This window comes from Vibrio sp. QJM3NY_27, from assembly GCF_057785955.1.
Map to the genome: position 1 here is coordinate 1,248,281 of NZ_CM173512.1, position 16,532 is coordinate 1,264,812.

Genomic DNA, 16,532 nt, shown 5'->3' on the forward strand with positions numbered 1-16,532 from the left:
TTCACGGTTCTAGCGTTTAAGGAAAATTAAATATGGAAAACAGCTCCCGAATCTTGTTTTCGAATCCATTGCAGCTGTCGAACGGACTGCTGTCATTTAATCGGCCGTTTTTATTCAGCAGGATAGCAATAACCTTAGCTTTGCTGATCTTAAGCTTGTTCTCATACTCCAGTTCAGCACAAACCAGGGTCATACAAGACGAGCAGGATCAGTTTGAGATAGCGACTACCCCGCAACGTATTGTGGTGTTGGAGTTTTCATTTGTAGATGCACTCGCTGCGGTGGGTGTTTCTCCGGTTGGTGTCGCCGACGACAATGATGCTTCTCGAGTGATTCCGGCGGTGCGTGAATTGGTTCAACCATGGGAGTCGGTTGGTATGCGCTCTCAGCCAAGCCTAGAAGCCATTGCGATATTAAAGCCCGATCTGATCATTGCCGACGCTGAGCGCCACCGAACTGTTTACCAAGATCTACAACGAATCGCGCCAACTCTGTTGTTGAAAAGCCGCGGTGAGACTTATCAAGAAAATTTGGAGTCTGCGCTCAAGATTGGCATCGCTCTCGACAAGCAATCGTCAATGGAACAACGAATTCAACAACATCAGCACGCCATGGCTGAATTTAAAAGTCATTTCTCGCTCAAACAAACCGTCCAATTTGCTGTCGTGTCGGACAAAGGTATGTGGTTACATAGCCCTGCATCTTATGCCGGAGGAGTGCTCACTACATTAGGTATTGCTAGCCCTATTGCGAAAATAACAGAGAAGGCGTATTTGCCAACCAGCTTTGAGTTGTTATTAAAAACCAATCCGGATTGGTTGCTGATTGGTGCTTACTCTCACCCGAATATTATTAATGATTGGCAGAAAAATCCGTTATTTAACGTACTGTCATCAGCGAAACGTAAACAAGTGGTAGAAGTATCACCAGCGCTTTGGTCATTGAATCGAGGCATGTTAGCGGCAGAACAAATGGCGAAAAATCTTGAGCAGATCTTGGACCCATCATGAGTACGATGTTGTTCTCTAAAAGTAAGAAATTCTGGCCAATACTGTCGTGGCGAGTCACGTTATTTACGGCATTCGTGTCGTGTTTGGCACTATCTGGTTACGCGGCCTCTATGACCGGGTGGTCTAATTTCTCTCTAACATTGAGTGACTTAATTCACTACTGGTTTGCGTTTGATGAAAGCAGCATGACGCATCAAATATTGGCGACGCTAAGAGCGCCAAGAGCTTACGCAGGGTTGTTTATTGGTGCGAGTTTGGCTGTCGCTGGGTTATTGATGCAAGGCTTGACGCGTAATCCACTCGCGTCTCCGTCGATTCTTGGTATTAACGCAGGCGCGGCCTGTTTTATGGCGTTATCTGCAATAGGTATACCTGTGGTTAGCGAGCTAAACCCAATCCTTAATGCGGTTCTTGGTGCATTGCTAAGCGGCGGTGTCGTAATGCTTCTAGGCGGTTTTTTCTCCGCACGTTCTCATCCGTTACGTTTGGTTCTCGCGGGGATCGCCATTACGGCGTTATTGCTAGGACTGACACGAGCAGCGCTGATTCTTGCTGACGATATGGCTTATAGCGTCTTGCATTGGCTTACTGGTTCACTGTCTAGTGTGGATGATGGGCAATGGCAACAGCTTTGGCCGCCTGTAGTGATTGGTTTGGTGTTGGCAATGAGTCTTGCTCGCAACCTCAACTTGCTGGCACTTGGCGAAGAGGTTGCCGTGGGGCTGGGCAGTAACATCAGGTTTACTCGCCTGATTAGTGGATTGACGATCGTGTTGCTTGCCGGAGCAAGCGTCGCTATCGCAGGGCCAATTGGCTTTGTAGGACTGTTAGTGCCTCATTTGGTTCGACCTATGGTTGGGCACAATTACCATTTACTGATTCCTATTTCAGCATTGGCAGGCGCAGCATTAGTGTCTTGGTCAGATGCGCTGTCGCGAGCGATTGCTTTCCCGACTGAAACACCCGTTGGTGTTATTACTGCTTTGCTCGGGACACCTTGTTTTATTTTGATTGCGACGAGGAGATCTTAATGCATCATCACACTAAGATAGTTTTGTTATCAGGGATTCTCATATTAGTGGCATCTGCTGGTTTGTTTGTTGGCGCAGCGTCACTTTCTATTCCTCAAGTCACCGAACATTTGGTCGCGTTTTCCAGTGACGACTTTGTTATCCATCAGTATCGGTTACCACGTATGTTGCTCGCGATAAGCGTGGGCGCAGGGTTAGGGCTTTCTGGGGTATTAGTGCAAGGCGTGATACGTAATCCGTTAGCATCGCCTGACCTTATGGGTATTAGCGCTGGGGCAGGCCTTGCTGCGACAGCGAGTTTAGTTTGGTTCCCCAATGCATCTGTCAGTGTGCTTCCTGTTGTGGCGATGTTTGGTGGGGTATTGGCTGCAGGGTTGATTGCTGCATTGGCCTGGTGGTCAAGGCCAACACCCGCCAAATTGGCACTGATTGGTATTGCGGTGAGTGCGTTTCTGGCCAGTTGTATCGACTTCTTGCTGGTCACCAACCCGATCGAGATTAACACGGCCATGGTGTGGCTTACTGGCAGCCTTTGGGGGCGAAACTGGCAGCAAGTTCCCTTTATTTGGAGCGTACTGCTCTTGTTGTTACCTATGGCATTATGGCTTGCTTGGCGATTAGATGTGATGGGGCTTGGCGAGGAAAGTGCAACCACATTGGGCACTAAGCCAAAACAGATTCAGGCTCTCGCGTTATTGGCCGCTGTATTGCTTGCCAGTGTTAGCGTTTCTGTTGCTGGAACGATCAGTTTTGTGGGTTTATTGGCACCTCACTTAGCACGCTTGTTGTTTGGGCATAATCATAAGTTGTTAATCCCAGCATCTGCACTGGTAGGGGCAATTCTGGTTACCAGCGCTGATGGGTTGGCCAGAGGTCTACAACCACCTATTGAATTGCCAGCAGGCGTTCTCACGTCTGTGATGGGCGCACCATATTTCATCTTTCTTCTTTATCGTTATCGAGGTTGGTAACCATGCTTAAAACGCAGAATCTTTCCGTCGCGTACGGCAAACAAACGATCATACCGAACCTGTCTGTTTCTATCCCTAAGGGAAAAATCACCGCATTGATAGGACCTAACGGGTGCGGTAAATCCACCTTGTTAAAGACGTTAGTCAGAATTAACAAGCCAGTGGCTGGAGAGGTGTTGTTTGAAGACAAACCGCTATCAAGCTATGGCGATAAAGCGCTCGCTCGTTCGTTGTCACTTCTTCCGCAAATCTTGGTCAGTCCTGAGGGGATCACGGTAAGAAAATTGGTTGAATATGGCCGCTCGCCTTATGTCTCTCATTGGGGAAGGCTAGGGCAGGACGATCAAAGGATTGTCGAACAAGCAATGCGAGATACAGGTGTGCTTGAGTTTGCTGATAAGCCGGTTGAGTCTCTGTCTGGTGGCCAGCGTCAAAGAGCATGGATCGCGATGGTAATTGCACAAGATACGGACGTAGTGATGTTGGATGAACCGACCACATACCTTGATATGTCTCACCAAGTGGAATTAATGAACCTGATGCAACAGATGAATGCCAAAGGAAAAACGGTGGTTGTTGTGCTGCATGATCTTAACCAAGCCAGTCGTTACTGCGACCATTTAGTGGTTTTGGAAAAGGGATGCGTAATAGCAGAAGGCTCGCCTGATGAGGTGATGACCGAAACGATGCTCAGTAGTGTATTTGATCTTAAAGCGAGCGTGTTTCGTGATCCTATTTCAAATACGCCAATGTGTGTTGCTATTTAGGAGACTATCAGGCAGCTGGAAAGGATGGATACTTATTCCTTAATACCTTTGGTTTTTGGTAATAAGTATTCGGAAACTTTGTTCTTACTTATTTTTCATTCTCATGTATTATGCCTGTCCATAATTGTATGACAAATGTGTAACTCTGTTTCCGTATGAATAAAGTCACCAACCACGCCATCTTGCTTTTGGTATTTGCAAACTTATTGGCGTCTTTTTCCGATGTCTCACTAAAAATACTTAATGGTGAAGTTCCCACATTTCAGTATGTGTTTATCCGCCAGCTATTGAGCGTGATCTTACTGCTTCCTTTTTGGCTAAAGCTCCCTAAAGAAACTCGCATGCAAGGCGGTTGCCGCATCAACTTTTTACGGGCTCAATTTATATTAGTGGGCAGTGGTTGTGCGATGATTGCAATCACACACCTTACCTTGGCGACGGCGAACGCGATGTTTTATGTTGGGCCAATCCTGATGCTTCCTCTTTCTATTGTGTTGTTGAAAGAAAGGCCGACATCATCAAAAGTGATCGCGACACTAATAGGTTTCGTGGGTGTGCTAATTGTGTTGCGTCCTGAGCAATTTCACTGGGCGGCGATTGCAGGGCTAGGCAGTGCGCTTGCAATGGGTGTTGGTAATATTTTGATCAAGCGTTTGAACGCCGAACAACACATTATCTCGACCTTATTTTGGACTAGTGTTATGACTCTGCCACTTGCACTGGCGTTTGCATTGCCGGCATGGGCCGAGATTGAATGGCGTCATGTGGGGTGGATCATGACAATCAATCTATTTGTTCTTGGTTATCATGCATTGGTGGTGGTCGCGTATAAAAAGGCTCCAGCAAACCAAATTGCGCTCGCAGAATACTCGGGGTTAGTGTTTGTAACCTTGTTTGGCGTGATGTGGTTTGACGAGATCCCCGATATTCTGACACTGGTTGGTATCAGCCTCATTGTTATTCCAATGATGCCGATTAAATGGAAGAAGTTCTTTAGTCTAGGGAACAGAGCATCTCTCGATGTAGAGGTGGATCAGCCAAAGTCATAATATCTGTGGCTTAACCGCCGCGTATTGCAAAGACGAAACGTGCTAGATGAAAGAAAAGCGAACCTAAGTGGTTCGCTTTTTTGTTTTTGAATTATTAAAGACTTAAGAAACGAGCTTAACAAGCCGCATGATTAGCAAGTCAGTTTGGGGTAGGTCGTCTAAACTTAACGTCTATTGTTTAAAACTTAGGTGATTAAAGTTCTCATGCTTAAAGTTTGTATAGCACCAAAAAATAGAACAATTTGGACTCTAAAAACGTTCTTGAAAATAAACGTAAATTAACCCTTTACCTCAACTTAACTTGAGGTATTAGCATGTACAACGTTGCTTATGAGAATACTTTAAGGAGAGAAGAATGATCCAACTTGAACATGTAAATTTAGTCGTCAAAGACATCCCTGAAATGCTGACTTTCTACAAAGCGGCGTTCCCTCATTGGTATGTCCGTGATGAAGGGAAAGGTGAATGGTCAGGCAAGCCACGTAACTGGCTGCACTTTGGCGATGAGTATCAATATATCGCAATGAGTGATCATGGTGAGGGTGAAAATAGAGACTTAGCCGGACACTCCGTTGGTCTCGCTCACTTCGCTTATGTGACCCATAATATTGAGAGTGTGATTGAACGCCTTATTGATGCGGGCTTCCCAATAGCCAAACCCGGAGCCGAAGAACCTTATCGTAAAAACGTCTACTTTGTGGATCCGGCAGGTTTTGAAATCGAGTTCGTAGAATACCTGAGTGATGATCCTAAACTACGCAATGCCACGTAATAAAACTCATTAATCGAGTTGGTGTGTTAGAGCGAGTTTGTTCGAAATAAAACGTCTGAGAAAAGGTGCTAGGAAAGACTTACAGAAAAGGGCATTGTGGAATAATCCGCAATGCCCTTTTTAGATCTATTTAATCGCTGATTGGCTAACTGGTATTCAGCTCTGTTATTTGGTTATCTACTTAGCCTTAAACGGTACCAATAGTTGTTTGCCAAACACATTGATAAGAGCACCCGTTACAATAAGGCCACCACCTAGATAGGTCCAAACCGATGGAATCTCATTGAACACCCAAACACCTAATAGTGCTGAGAATACGATCTGAACGTATGAGTAAGCTGAAGCTTTACCAGCCGCTTGAGTTTGCATTGCTTTGGTCAAACCGTACTGGCCTATTTGTGTGAAAATCCCCACCAGAACCAGCATCATGGTTAAGAAAAGGCTAGGCCACACAAAGTCGTTCCAGATCAGGGCGGTCGATATTGGCAGAGCGACCAGTGGGAAGTAGAAGATGATGACTGAGCTGTCTTCAGTTTGGCTAAGCTTTCTTACAATCACATAAGCAATTGAGCTACCAAACGCGCCACATAACGCCAGCATAACACTGAATAGAGGCAACTCGCTGCTCGCGCTTGGCTGTACCATTACCGATAACCCCGCTAGGCAGAATACAATGCATATCATGGTCGACTTTTGGACGCGTTCTTTCAGGAACAGTACGCCAAGTAACGCAGTAAATACGGGATGCACGTATTGTAGAATGGTGGCTTCTGCTAACGGAAGAGTGGTTACAGCGTAGTAAACGCACATCAAGGCTGCGGTACCAACAGCGCCACGAACAAACAACAGAGGTTTGTTATTGCCCCAGATAGAAATGCCTTTTCGTTTGACGTCGATGTAGCTGATGATCAAAGACACTAAAGCCCTTGCTGCAACAATTTCAAATACAGGTATGCCGTAATTGCTAACGTATTTCACACAAGCTGACATCAGTGCGAATCCAAAAGCGGAAAGGATCATGAACCGAACCCCGACAGGGATCAGTGAAAAAGAGAAAGAAGGCATAAAAATATCAATTGGTTGAGGGGAAAAGGAATCATAACGTAGTTTAGAAGAGCCGACCAAAGCCTTTGTCCTGTTCAGGTCAACTTGATTCAATTAATTCTCATTTCAGTTCTTTTCAAAATTCATCCAGCATAACATCGGCGATAGCTCAGTTTTATAAAATCACCATCAACAGAAGGTGACGCTAATTCAACTCTGATTTATCCGTCGTTTTAATTGTCTTTCTTATTCATATCATTCTTGTGAATTTATAATGAGAGATATGTTCTATGAAACCAATCAATACCCTACTCATATCCGCACTTGCCGTTTGTTCTTTTAGCTCAGCCACTTATGCTGACACTATTTTGCATGCTTTCAATTGGAAGTATTCGGACGTAACGGCCAACGCCAATCAGATTGCTCAAGCGGGTTATAAGAAAGTACTCGTCGCTCCGGCAATGAAATCGAGCGGCAGCCAATGGTGGGCGCGTTACCAACCTCAAGACCTTCGTGCCATTGATTCACCTCTCGGCAACAAACAAGATTTAGCCGCAATGATTGCCGCACTTAAAGGTGTGGGTGTTGATGTGTATGCCGATGTGGTGTTGAATCATATGGCGAATGAAAGCTGGAAGCGAAGTGACTTGGATTACCCTGGCACAGAAGTGCTAAACGATTATGCGAGCCGTTCAAGCTACTTTGCTGACCAGACTCTGTTTGGCAACTTAGCGCAAGGTTTTGTCTCGGCTAACGATTTCCATGCCGCAGGTTGTATTTCAGATTGGAACGATCCAGGTCACGTTCAGTACTGGCGTTTGTGTGGTGCCGATGGCGATGTAGGTTTACCTGACCTTGATCCGAATAACTGGGTGGTTTCACAGCAACGTTTATATCTGAAAGCGCTAAAAGATATGGGGATCAAAGGTTTTCGTATTGATGCGGTAAAACACATGAGCCAGTACCAAATCGATCAGGTATTCACGTCTGAAATTACTGCGAACATGCATGTGTTCGGTGAAGTCATTACCAGCGGTGGAGCCGGGAACAGCGGCTATGAGTCATTCTTAGCGCCGTACCTGAATAATACTAATCACTCCGCGTACGATTTCCCGCTGTTTGCGTCGATTCGCTCGGCATTCTCAATGGGCGGTGGCTTGAATCAGCTGCATGATCCTAAAGCCTACGGCCAAGCATTGGATGATAATCGCTCAATTACTTTTGCGATCACACATGATATTCCAACCAATGACGGTTTCCGTTACCAAATTATGGATCCACAAGACGAGCAGCTTGCTTACACTTACATCCTTGGCAAAGATGGCGGTACGCCGTTGATCTACAGCGATGACCTACCGGATTCTGAAGACAAGGATAACGGTCGTTGGGGCAATGTTTGGAATAGCTCGAATATGAAGAATATGCTGAGCTTCCATAACGCGATGCAAGGTAAATCGATGACGATGATTTCCAGCGACCAATGTACTTTGCTGTTTAAGCGTGGCAAAGAAGGCGTTGTTGGTATTAACAAGTGTGGTGAAACTCGTGGCGTGACGGTTGATACCTACCAACATGAGTTTAACTGGAATGTTCAATACAAAGACGTATTAAGCAGCGCGACAGAAACAATTTCTTCTCGCTACCATACCTTCAATCTACCACCACGCAGTGCGCGTATGTTTAAGCTTTAATGCTCACTAAATAAAAGCAATAAACGACTGGTAGAAAGCATAAGCCGCAGCAAGTTCTGCGGCTTAGTTGTATTTGGGCTTACGGCTTACCGTTGCTGATGATCGCTAATAACACCAAACCAATGATTCTGGTGAGCTAATGATTTCAGCAACTCGATCTCTTTTGCTGTCTCTTCCCTAAGCCATTCAATAAGGTCATTGATGATAGGCGTGTGAGTACGCTGGTGCATAAAGTAAGTCCAAGCACTGTGTTGGATCTTTGCATTCTTAGGGCAGTACAAGAAGCCTCGTTGGAGCTCTTGTTGTACTAGCAATAGATCTGTGACCGTAACGCCTTCACCGGATAAACAGGCACTGAGCGCCATATCTAAAGACAAGAAACTGGTATTTCTGACGGGTTTCTTTGGTGGGAATTCAACATCGGCCAACCATACTTTCCAGTCGTGATGATCTAAGGTTGGATGGAGCCTTGGCAAGGTTAAGATCGAATCGAGGTCGGTGTCTTTATTCGTTAAGTTGGTCGAGTTAGTTAAATTGGCAGAATTAGTTAAGCTAGTCGAGCAGACCGGTGCCATAAACTCTTCACGCAAGAAGGTGATGTCTGGTGCTTTGTCATAGCGCTTTTTGAAGCGCGTGTGGAAGATCAGTAGATCATATTCGCTGCTATTGATTGATTCGTCTTCCTCAATCACAGGAACAATGACGATCTCATGCTCTTGATAACGCTCGTTTAATTCCCGCACTTTAGAGATCAATACTCGCGTCGCGAAACTTAAGGTCGCTTTGATCACAATACGTTTCTGCTTGGGCTCACTCCAAGAGGCAATGACAGCTTCGATATTGCCGTAGCTTTCACGCAAAGCCACATACAAATCATGACCTTGTACCGTTAATTCAATGGCTCGATGCTTACGAATAACCAGTGATGCGTTTAACTCATCTTCAAGCTGTTTGATCTGTCGGCTGATTGCACTTTGTGTCACGTGCAGCTCTTCGGCAGCCAGAGTAAAGCTCATCAGCCTTGCTGCAGCTTCAAAGGCTTTTAAGCCATTATGTGAGGATGGCAAGCTAGGATATGGGGTCATAATTCGTTCGCATGAGTTTATGGAATGTTAGAGTCGCAAATTTATCAATTGAACGCCAGCCCCATCGATCGTATTTTGGGCGAAATTACCTGAGGCGCTCATGAAAAAAATACTCACTCTCGCATTCCCTTTGATCATTTCACAGCTGATCTCTATGGCGTTAGTCCTTACTGATGTTTGGATGATGTCGCGTATCAGTGTGTCAGCCCTTGCGGCTGGTGGCTTAGGCGCCTCTATCTACTTTTTCATCTTCATTATTGCGAGCAGCACCGTGGGTTGTGTCGCGAACCTGATCGCGATCGCTTATGGTCAGCGCGTCGCTCGTCCAGAGTTTGGTAACACGCAAATTAGATTGGCTGTGAAAGGCGCAACTATGTTGGCATTCGTGCTCAGTGTGACCTTAATGGCCAGCTTCTGGTTTGCTCCGTTGGTATTAGAAGCAGCCAAACAGCCGCCTGAAGTGATCACTTTAGCCATGGAATATGTCCATGCTTTGAAGTGGGTGATGTTGCCTTCGCTGATCTTATTGGTGCTTCGCGGCTTAACCAGCGCGTTTGGCAATGTGCGCTCCATTCTTGTGATGTCTATTATCACCGTAATTCTGAATGTGCCAGTCAGCTACTTCTTAACCTTCCAATTAGACATGGGCTTAACGGGGTTAGGGCTAGGTACGGCTATCGCGGCATTTATCGTGATGGTTGGATACACGGTTTGGGTATTCAAACGTGACGAATTCAAGCAGTTCGCCCCTTGGTTAAACACAGAAGAGTATTCAATTAAGTTGATGAGTCCGCTTTTAATGATGGGTTTACCTATCGGATTAGCAGCATTACTCGAACATGGCCTTATTTACGGCGGCACCTTGATGGCGGGTACGATCAGTATTGCTTCTTTAGCCTTACACCAAATCCTGCTGCAATGCTTAAGCTTTACTTGGAACTTCAATTTCGGTTTCTCACAAGCTGCGGCGATTTTGGTGGGGCGTGATTTTGGTGCGGGTAACTACGAAGGGATCAAAAGAACCTCGATTCTCAGCTTTATCTTGGTGTCGGTGTTGAGCGTGGCGTTGTCTGCCGTGTTTATCATATGGCCTGAAATGATCGCTTCTCTCTTTAAGCTAGACGACGGCACGGGCGCGATGACTTCGTTATTGGCTTCTGTTATCTGGGTGGTCGCGTTGTGCTTCATCGTTGATGCTTGGCAGTTACTGGCAATTAACCTATTGAGAGGCATGAAGATTGTTTCAATGCCAACCGTGATGACAGCCATTGGTTACTGGGTATTTGGTTTACCTGCTGCTTGGTATTTGATGCATAAGTTCCAGCTAGCAGGGATTTGGGGCGGAATCGGCGTTGGTTTAGGTGTGACGGGTATTCTGCTACTTATCCAATTGATGCGTGTCATTCAAAAGAACAACCAATCTCCAGATTTGTCGAATCATGCTTATACGTGATTTGCTAATGGCGCACTGAACAACAAAAAGCCGCAGTCATTAAGGTGACTGCGGCTTTTTTGTTGTCTATTCCGATTCTTCTCTTTTGGGGGAGAGGGGAAGAATCAATATCAGGATTAGGGGCAGCTATTTTCTGCCAGACGATTTATTGCCAAGCTACTTTCTACCAAACTATTTTCTACCAAACTACTTTCCACCAGAGAGCGCAGACTTCATCATGGTTTTGAATTGCTCTTTTTGCTCTTCAGTCAGCACGTTATAGATGTTGTTCTTAAGACGCATCTCTTGCATCACCATCGACTTCTCGGTTGCTTGAACGGTGTCGATGACCTTTTCCATTTCGGCTTCATTGAAATCAGGTTGAGTCACAAGGCTGATCTGTTTCTTCTTGAGCTCGATCGCGCTATCCATATCAATCTCAGTTCTATCAGATTGGTAGCCTTCAACAAGGGAGATGACTTCCGCGTGTTGCTCTTCGCTTAGGTTTAAAGAAGCAATAACCATTTGCAGTGGGCTCACTGCGGGTTGTGGCGGTTGTTGTGGTGATGAAGCACTCACAAACGGAGCGGTAACGAGTAGAGCTGAAGCAGTTAATACACAAAGCGACTTTTTCAGTGATTTCATTGAATTTCTCCTGTTAGTGGAAACATGAGTATAGATGGCGAAGCTGAACTCGATATGAACACGCTGTTCAGTTAAGTACACGCAGCGAGTTACGTGCAACTAAGAGCGTCCAGATTGGTATGTTCAGATAGTACAGGGCGGGTTAGACCTTGGTCTTACAGAAACTGAGCGTAAAGGTGACTAGAATGATTCGAGTTGCTCACCGTTTTATCAAGGAATACACAAATGGAAGTTGGATTGTTCTGGGCTGAAAAAGGAATGTTAGTGCTTGGCGCACTGTTTGTTTTGACGAGCATGATGCAGTACGGAAGACGCAGTAGTGATTGGAAGGGCGTGATTACGATGTTTTATAAGCGTATCCCAATGAGTATCGCGGAATACAAATGGTATCGTTTGGGTATCGCTTTATTGGTGTTTGCTGTGGTTATACGTTTCGCATTACTGATCTTATGGCCTTCATACCAGTTCTAGTTCTTCACACTACGTCTCTTATCATGGCTACATAAAGCCGATAAATGAATGAGTAAACCGAGCCTTAATAAACTCACTTATTAAGGCTACCATTTCATAAACTAGCTCTATTGTTCTATCAAAAAGTGCTATTATGATGAACGGTTATTACCTTTGTAGCATATTGTTTTTCATGAAGAATAATGCCAGATAATAGCTCACCTGCTTGTTCCATCATTCTTACTAATAATCTACACATAAATTCATTCACCCCGTACCTGATACTATAATGTTCTGTTACACTCGTCCGAATTAGCTTTAATTTGTCGGTGGTGCATTTATGTCGTTCCCAGTTCTTATATGTGATGATTCTGCGTTAGCAAGGAAGCAGATGGCTCGATCACTGCCTAGTTCTCTAAATGCAGATATAACTTTTGCTGTTCATGGGCTCAATGCACTTGAAGAGCTCGCTCAAAACCAATTTAAATTGATGTTCCTCGACCTCACCATGCCAGAATTAGACGGCTATGGCACATTGGAAGAGATGCAACGTTTGGGTGATACCACACCTGTTGTCGTTGTTTCGGGTGACATACAACCAAAAGCACAACAGAAGGTGTTGGAGCTCGGCGCCAAAGCGTTTTTACAAAAGCCGATCGATAAAGAAGCGCTAAAAGCTATTTTACGTGAGCATGTTGAGCCGCCAAAACAGCCTCAGATCATTACTCCAACCGCTTTAGAACTGCCAATACTTCGCAGACGCGATATCTATATGGAAGTGGCGAACGTAGCGATAGGCCGTGCAGCTGATGCACTGGCTCGTCACTTTAATGTATTTGTCCACTTACCACTGCCGAACGTCAACATCTTCGAAGTGAGTGAATTGCACATGGCGCTTCGTGACCTAGCCGACAACGACCAAGTGTCGGGTGTTTGCCAAGGTTTTAGCGGAGAAGGCATTGCAGGCGAAGCATTAGTTTTGTTGAGTGACTCCAGCGTGAGCGACCTTAAAAAGCTCATGAAGGTGCCAACTGAAAGCGAGCAGCTAGAAGAGTTAGAGCTACTGATGGATGTGTCGAACATCTTAGTCGGCTCATTCTTGAATGGGTTAGGGGAGCAGTCAGAAGTTCGTTTCTTCCAGAGCTCTCCTGTACTGCTAGGTCAACACATCTCGATTGATTCTGTGATTGAAAACACCAGTGGTTCATTTAAGAAGACCATGACTTTCGAAGTCAGCTATAACATTGATGGCACTTCTATCCGTTGTGACCTTCTGTTTATGTTTGTCGATGAGTCTCTGCCTCTTCTAGACAACAAATTGGCCTACCTAATGGAGGAGTTTTAATATGCTGAATCTTCCTGCTGAATTTGAACAGTTCCACTGGATGGTGGACATGGTTCAAAACGTCGATATGGGGCTGGTGGTCATTAATCGTGACTTTCAGGTACAAGTTTGGAATGGCTTTATGACGCACCATAGCGGTAAGCAATCGCATGATGCGATCGGTAAGTCGATCTTTGAGTTATTTCCTGAGATCCCAGAAGAGTGGTTTAGACTGAAAACCAAGCCAGTCTATGACCTAGGTTGCCGCAGCTTCATTACATGGCAACAAAGGCCTTATCTGTTTAAGTGCCGCAATGTTCGCCCTGTAACTCAACAAGCCGATTTCATGTACCAGAACGTGACGCTGAACCCAATGCGCTCACCAACAGGGCAAGTCAGCTCATTGTTCTTATCTATTCAAGATGCGACCGCTGAAGCGTTAGTTTCTCAAAAGAACTAGCACTGCTCTATTCACTAAACAGCACTTTTCTATGTGCGTATTAGTATCAGTCTGATCAGCGAATAAAAATGGCTAAGGTTTACCACTTTAGCCATTTTTTTGCTTTCTATTCTTCAAATCTAATCTTTCCCCTAGTTTTTCACGTCAACCAATCCTCTTTTACTAAGCGCTTTGCTGAATGTTCCTGGTTAAATGAACGAAAGGGCAGCCACGAAATGTGCTTTTGGAACGGTAATGCTACGGGTTAATAGAAATTAGATTTATAAAGTTTGAGCTTCAAAGCATTATTTAATGGAGTGCGAGGGCTGGATTCTCAAACCCAAGTGAATCTCGACCTATAAATCGGCCCCATGGCACAGTGCTTTTCCAAATTGAGGCGAACTGACAAGGTGATGAGATTGCCGGATTTGGTCGAAAACAAAGAAAATTTGGGAAAAAATCGAATTTATTTAAGAAAAAAGACATTTTTTTGTTGGAGAAAAGTGTGATTTTTATGTGATTTCGAGGCATTTTCTTCACATTATTGCTTAATGAGGGTGATATTGAGTGAGATAGGGAGGAAAACGATTGCGCAATAAACCGACAGCGTTTGCGTGAATAGTTCGCTAAGTTATTAATTAATAAGAATTTAGTGGGAAAGTAAAGCTGAGGGGTTTGAAGCAGGTATGGAATCTTTGAGAGGATAGCACAAAAAAAAGTGAAATATCAGACTTGCTGTTACTAAATCACGACCTATAATGCTGAAAACCGGAGCGTCTGCCAACGCTCCGGTTTTTTTGTGTCCGAAGAAAAGTAAACTCGTCTGCCAACGGTTTTACTACGCATTTCGCGAGAGACACATAATTTTATGAATCAAGGAAAACACCATGCGTATCGAACAAGAACTTAAGTTAGGTTTCAAAGATGTACTCTTCCGTCCGAAGCGTTCTACCCTTAAAAGCCGTTCTCAAGTTGAATTAACCCGCGATTTTACATTCAAGCATAGCGGTCGTCAATGGTCTGGTACTCCAGTAATTGCAGCGAACATGGATTCGGTAGCAAGCTTTGAAATGGCAGCCGCTCTAGCAGAGCACGATGTTATGACTGCAGTACACAAGCACTACACAGTAGAGCAGTGGGCTGAGTTCGCTAAAACAGCAGACAAGAAAACTCTGAACAACGTATTTGTATCAACGGGTACGTCTGAAGCTGAGTTCGAGAAAGTTAAGAAGATTATGGCGCTTAGCGAAGAGTTCGTATTCATCTGTATCGATATCGCTAACGGTTACTCAGAGCACCTTGTTGAGTTCGTACAGAAAGTACGTGCAGAATTCCCGACTAAAGTTATCTCTGCTGGTAACGTTGTAACAGGTGACATGGTTGAAGAGCTAATCTTAGCTGGCGCAGACATTGTTAAGGTTGGTATCGGCCCTGGTTCTGTTTGTACTACACGTGTTAAAACAGGCGTAGGTTACCCTCAACTTTCTGCAATCATCGAGTGTGGCGACGCAGCACACGGCCTTGGCGGCATGATCATCGGTGACGGTGGCTGTTCGTGTGCGGGTGACGTATCTAAAGCGTTCGGCGGCGGTGCTGACTTCGTAATGCTAGGCGGCATGCTAGCGGGTCACTCTGAGTCAGGCGGTGAAGTAGTAGAGCAAGACGGTAAGCAATACATGAAGTTTTACGGCATGTCATCTCAGTCTGCTATGGACAAGCACTCAGGTGGTGTTGCTAAGTACCGTGCAGCGGAAGGTAAAACTGTTTTACTTCCATACCGTGGTTCTGTTCACAACACGATTTCTGACATCCTTGGTGGTGTACGTTCAACTTGTACATACGTAGGCGCAGCAAAGCTTAAAGAGCTAACTAAGCGTACGACTTTCATCCGTGTACAAGAGCAAGAGAACAACGTATTCGGTAAAGAGTAATCTGAACGAGTTCGAATAGTTTGAAAATCAAGAGCCGCTTTTTAGCGGCTCTTTTTTTTGTCTGGGGACAAAAGCTACGATTGTTGTGCTACTAGAGTTGCTGGAAATCGGTAGTATTGTTTGAACTCGGCTTTATGTTTGGCCAACCGGATAAGCCTTTTATTCGTTGCGTGCTGCCACTTGGTTTCAAGCTACCAGGTATCAAAGAAGGTGAAAGCCGATACCAACAACGCAAAGGTGTTTATCAGTTAGTCGACCAGAAAGGCAACTTTGAACGTAAGACAGACCAAGCTGACAAGCTTGAATGCCTCACTCAGCAAATCAAAGTACTAGAAAATCGAATCGCTGAAATTGATGGGAACCACACCGAAACCGTCAAAGGCAATAGAACCATCAAAGCTAAGAACATTACCGAAGACGCCGACACCATCAAGTTCAATGGCGGGAAAGGGGTGTGCACTGGCGCGAGCATCTGCCCGTTTGTGGGTAAGCCTCATGTGGACGTTTCCAAAATCGTTTATGCAGGTAAGTAACAATGGCAATAAGCAAAGCATCATTAAAGAAAAAGATAGAAACAGAACTGAAAGCCCGGGGCTTTGTGCTCGATGGCGAATTCGCAATGGCGGCATGATGGCCGAAGCTATCGCGAACGCTGTGGTCGATGAAATCAATCAAAACGCTAAGGTGATAGTAGAGTCGGGGAGTTCAGCGGGAAGTTACAATGTAGTATAGGGTTGGACCTTGCCTAGTCGTTGAAATTTGAAGCTTCCTAGTTGAGCTTGCTATTTCAAACTCATCAATGCCCTATTTTGCGTTAGAACTTTACTCATTTACGTCCTGTTAATGGGCTTTTACCAACTAAAAGTTATCTAGTTTTAAAGCACTGTAGAT

General features: G+C 44.9%; 15 protein-coding genes and 2 pseudogenes. 14 read left to right on the forward strand and 3 right to left on the reverse strand.

Features of this window, described 5'->3' with window-relative positions:
• Positions 1 to 32 precede the first annotated feature (32 nt).
• The 6 genes from AC3CIA_RS21185 to AC3CIA_RS21210 all read left to right on the forward strand — a co-directional run bounded on the left by AC3CIA_RS21185 (position 33) and on the right by AC3CIA_RS21210 (position 5,600).
• Entirely contained in the window at positions 33 to 1,010 is a 978-nt protein-coding gene (locus tag AC3CIA_RS21185; protein ID WP_114634940.1) for a Fe(3+) dicitrate ABC transporter substrate-binding protein, read from the forward strand.
• Positions 1,007 to 2,041: a FecCD family ABC transporter permease gene (locus AC3CIA_RS21190; RefSeq protein WP_488518993.1), complete on the forward strand. Its 1,035-nt coding sequence runs from the start codon at positions 1,007 to 1,009 to the stop codon at positions 2,039 to 2,041. Before AC3CIA_RS21185 ends, AC3CIA_RS21190 begins: the two co-directional genes overlap by 4 nt.
• Positions 2,041 to 3,012 carry an iron chelate uptake ABC transporter family permease subunit gene (locus tag AC3CIA_RS21195; RefSeq protein ID WP_488518994.1) on the forward strand — a complete coding sequence of 324 codons (972 nt, stop codon included), beginning with the start codon at positions 2,041 to 2,043 and terminating at the stop codon, positions 3,010 to 3,012. The genes AC3CIA_RS21190 and AC3CIA_RS21195 overlap by 1 nt, the downstream gene beginning before the upstream one ends.
• A 2-nt stretch (positions 3,013 to 3,014) precedes the next feature.
• The gene (gene fecE, locus AC3CIA_RS21200) at positions 3,015 to 3,779 is read left to right on the forward strand and encodes a Fe(3+) dicitrate ABC transporter ATP-binding protein FecE (protein WP_488518995.1); all 765 of its coding nucleotides are present in this window, start codon (positions 3,015 to 3,017) and stop codon (positions 3,777 to 3,779) included.
• A 155-nt stretch (positions 3,780 to 3,934) separates the two neighbouring features.
• The gene (locus AC3CIA_RS21205) at positions 3,935 to 4,828 is read left to right on the forward strand and encodes a DMT family transporter (protein WP_488518996.1); all 894 of its coding nucleotides are present in this window, start codon (positions 3,935 to 3,937) and stop codon (positions 4,826 to 4,828) included.
• Between the two features lie 355 nt (positions 4,829 to 5,183).
• Positions 5,184 to 5,600, forward strand: coding sequence for a VOC family protein (locus AC3CIA_RS21210; protein WP_132762292.1), 417 nt, complete (start codon positions 5,184 to 5,186; stop codon positions 5,598 to 5,600).
• Between the two features lie 177 nt (positions 5,601 to 5,777).
• Here the strand turns inward: AC3CIA_RS21210 and AC3CIA_RS21215 are convergent, their stop codons facing one another.
• On the reverse strand, positions 5,778 to 6,665 hold the full coding sequence (locus AC3CIA_RS21215) for a DMT family transporter (RefSeq protein WP_488518997.1): 888 nt from the start codon (positions 6,663 to 6,665) through the stop codon (positions 5,778 to 5,780).
• 269 nt (positions 6,666 to 6,934) lie between these two features.
• Between AC3CIA_RS21215 and AC3CIA_RS21220 the strand changes: the two genes are divergently transcribed.
• Positions 6,935 to 8,335, forward strand: coding sequence for an alpha-amylase family protein (locus AC3CIA_RS21220; protein WP_488518998.1), 1,401 nt, complete (start codon positions 6,935 to 6,937; stop codon positions 8,333 to 8,335).
• Positions 8,336 to 8,421: 86 nt separating this feature from the next.
• On the opposite strand, the gene AC3CIA_RS21225 is transcribed toward AC3CIA_RS21220, so the two are convergent.
• Positions 8,422 to 9,420, reverse strand: coding sequence for a LysR family transcriptional regulator (locus AC3CIA_RS21225; protein WP_488518999.1), 999 nt, complete (start codon positions 9,418 to 9,420; stop codon positions 8,422 to 8,424).
• 100 nt (positions 9,421 to 9,520) lie between these two features.
• Between AC3CIA_RS21225 and AC3CIA_RS21230 the strand changes: the two genes are divergently transcribed.
• Complete coding sequence (locus AC3CIA_RS21230; RefSeq protein WP_488519000.1) at positions 9,521 to 10,873, forward strand: MATE family efflux transporter; 1,353 nt, start codon at positions 9,521 to 9,523, stop codon at positions 10,871 to 10,873.
• A 186-nt stretch (positions 10,874 to 11,059) separates the two neighbouring features.
• Here the strand turns inward: AC3CIA_RS21230 and AC3CIA_RS21235 are convergent, their stop codons facing one another.
• Complete coding sequence (locus AC3CIA_RS21235; protein ID WP_488519001.1) at positions 11,060 to 11,497, reverse strand: Spy/CpxP family protein refolding chaperone; 438 nt, start codon at positions 11,495 to 11,497, stop codon at positions 11,060 to 11,062.
• Between the two features lie 225 nt (positions 11,498 to 11,722).
• Between AC3CIA_RS21235 and AC3CIA_RS21240 the strand changes: the two genes are divergently transcribed.
• The 6 genes and pseudogenes from AC3CIA_RS21240 (at position 11,723) to AC3CIA_RS21265 (ending at position 16,373) form a co-directional block, all read left to right on the forward strand.
• Positions 11,723 to 11,968, forward strand: coding sequence for a hypothetical protein (locus AC3CIA_RS21240; protein WP_004731665.1), 246 nt, complete (start codon positions 11,723 to 11,725; stop codon positions 11,966 to 11,968).
• Positions 11,969 to 12,287: 319 nt separating this feature from the next.
• On the forward strand, positions 12,288 to 13,292 hold the full coding sequence (locus AC3CIA_RS21245) for a response regulator (protein WP_488519002.1): 1,005 nt from the start codon (positions 12,288 to 12,290) through the stop codon (positions 13,290 to 13,292).
• A gap of 1 nt (position 13,293) precedes the next feature.
• Positions 13,294 to 13,731 (forward strand): PAS domain-containing protein, encoded by a 438-nt coding sequence (locus AC3CIA_RS21250; protein ID WP_004731659.1) that lies wholly within the window; start codon positions 13,294 to 13,296, stop codon positions 13,729 to 13,731.
• Between the two features lie 866 nt (positions 13,732 to 14,597).
• Positions 14,598 to 15,641, forward strand: a complete 1,044-nt coding sequence (locus AC3CIA_RS21255; protein ID WP_488519003.1) for a GMP reductase — start codon at positions 14,598 to 14,600, stop codon at positions 15,639 to 15,641.
• Positions 15,642 to 15,757: 116 nt separating this feature from the next.
• A pseudogene (locus AC3CIA_RS21260) lies at positions 15,758 to 16,174 on the forward strand (hypothetical protein); the annotation flags it as partial.
• Positions 16,175 to 16,176: 2 nt separating this feature from the next.
• Positions 16,177 to 16,373, forward strand: a pseudogene (locus AC3CIA_RS21265) (hypothetical protein).
• Positions 16,374 to 16,532: the final 159 nt, after the last annotated feature.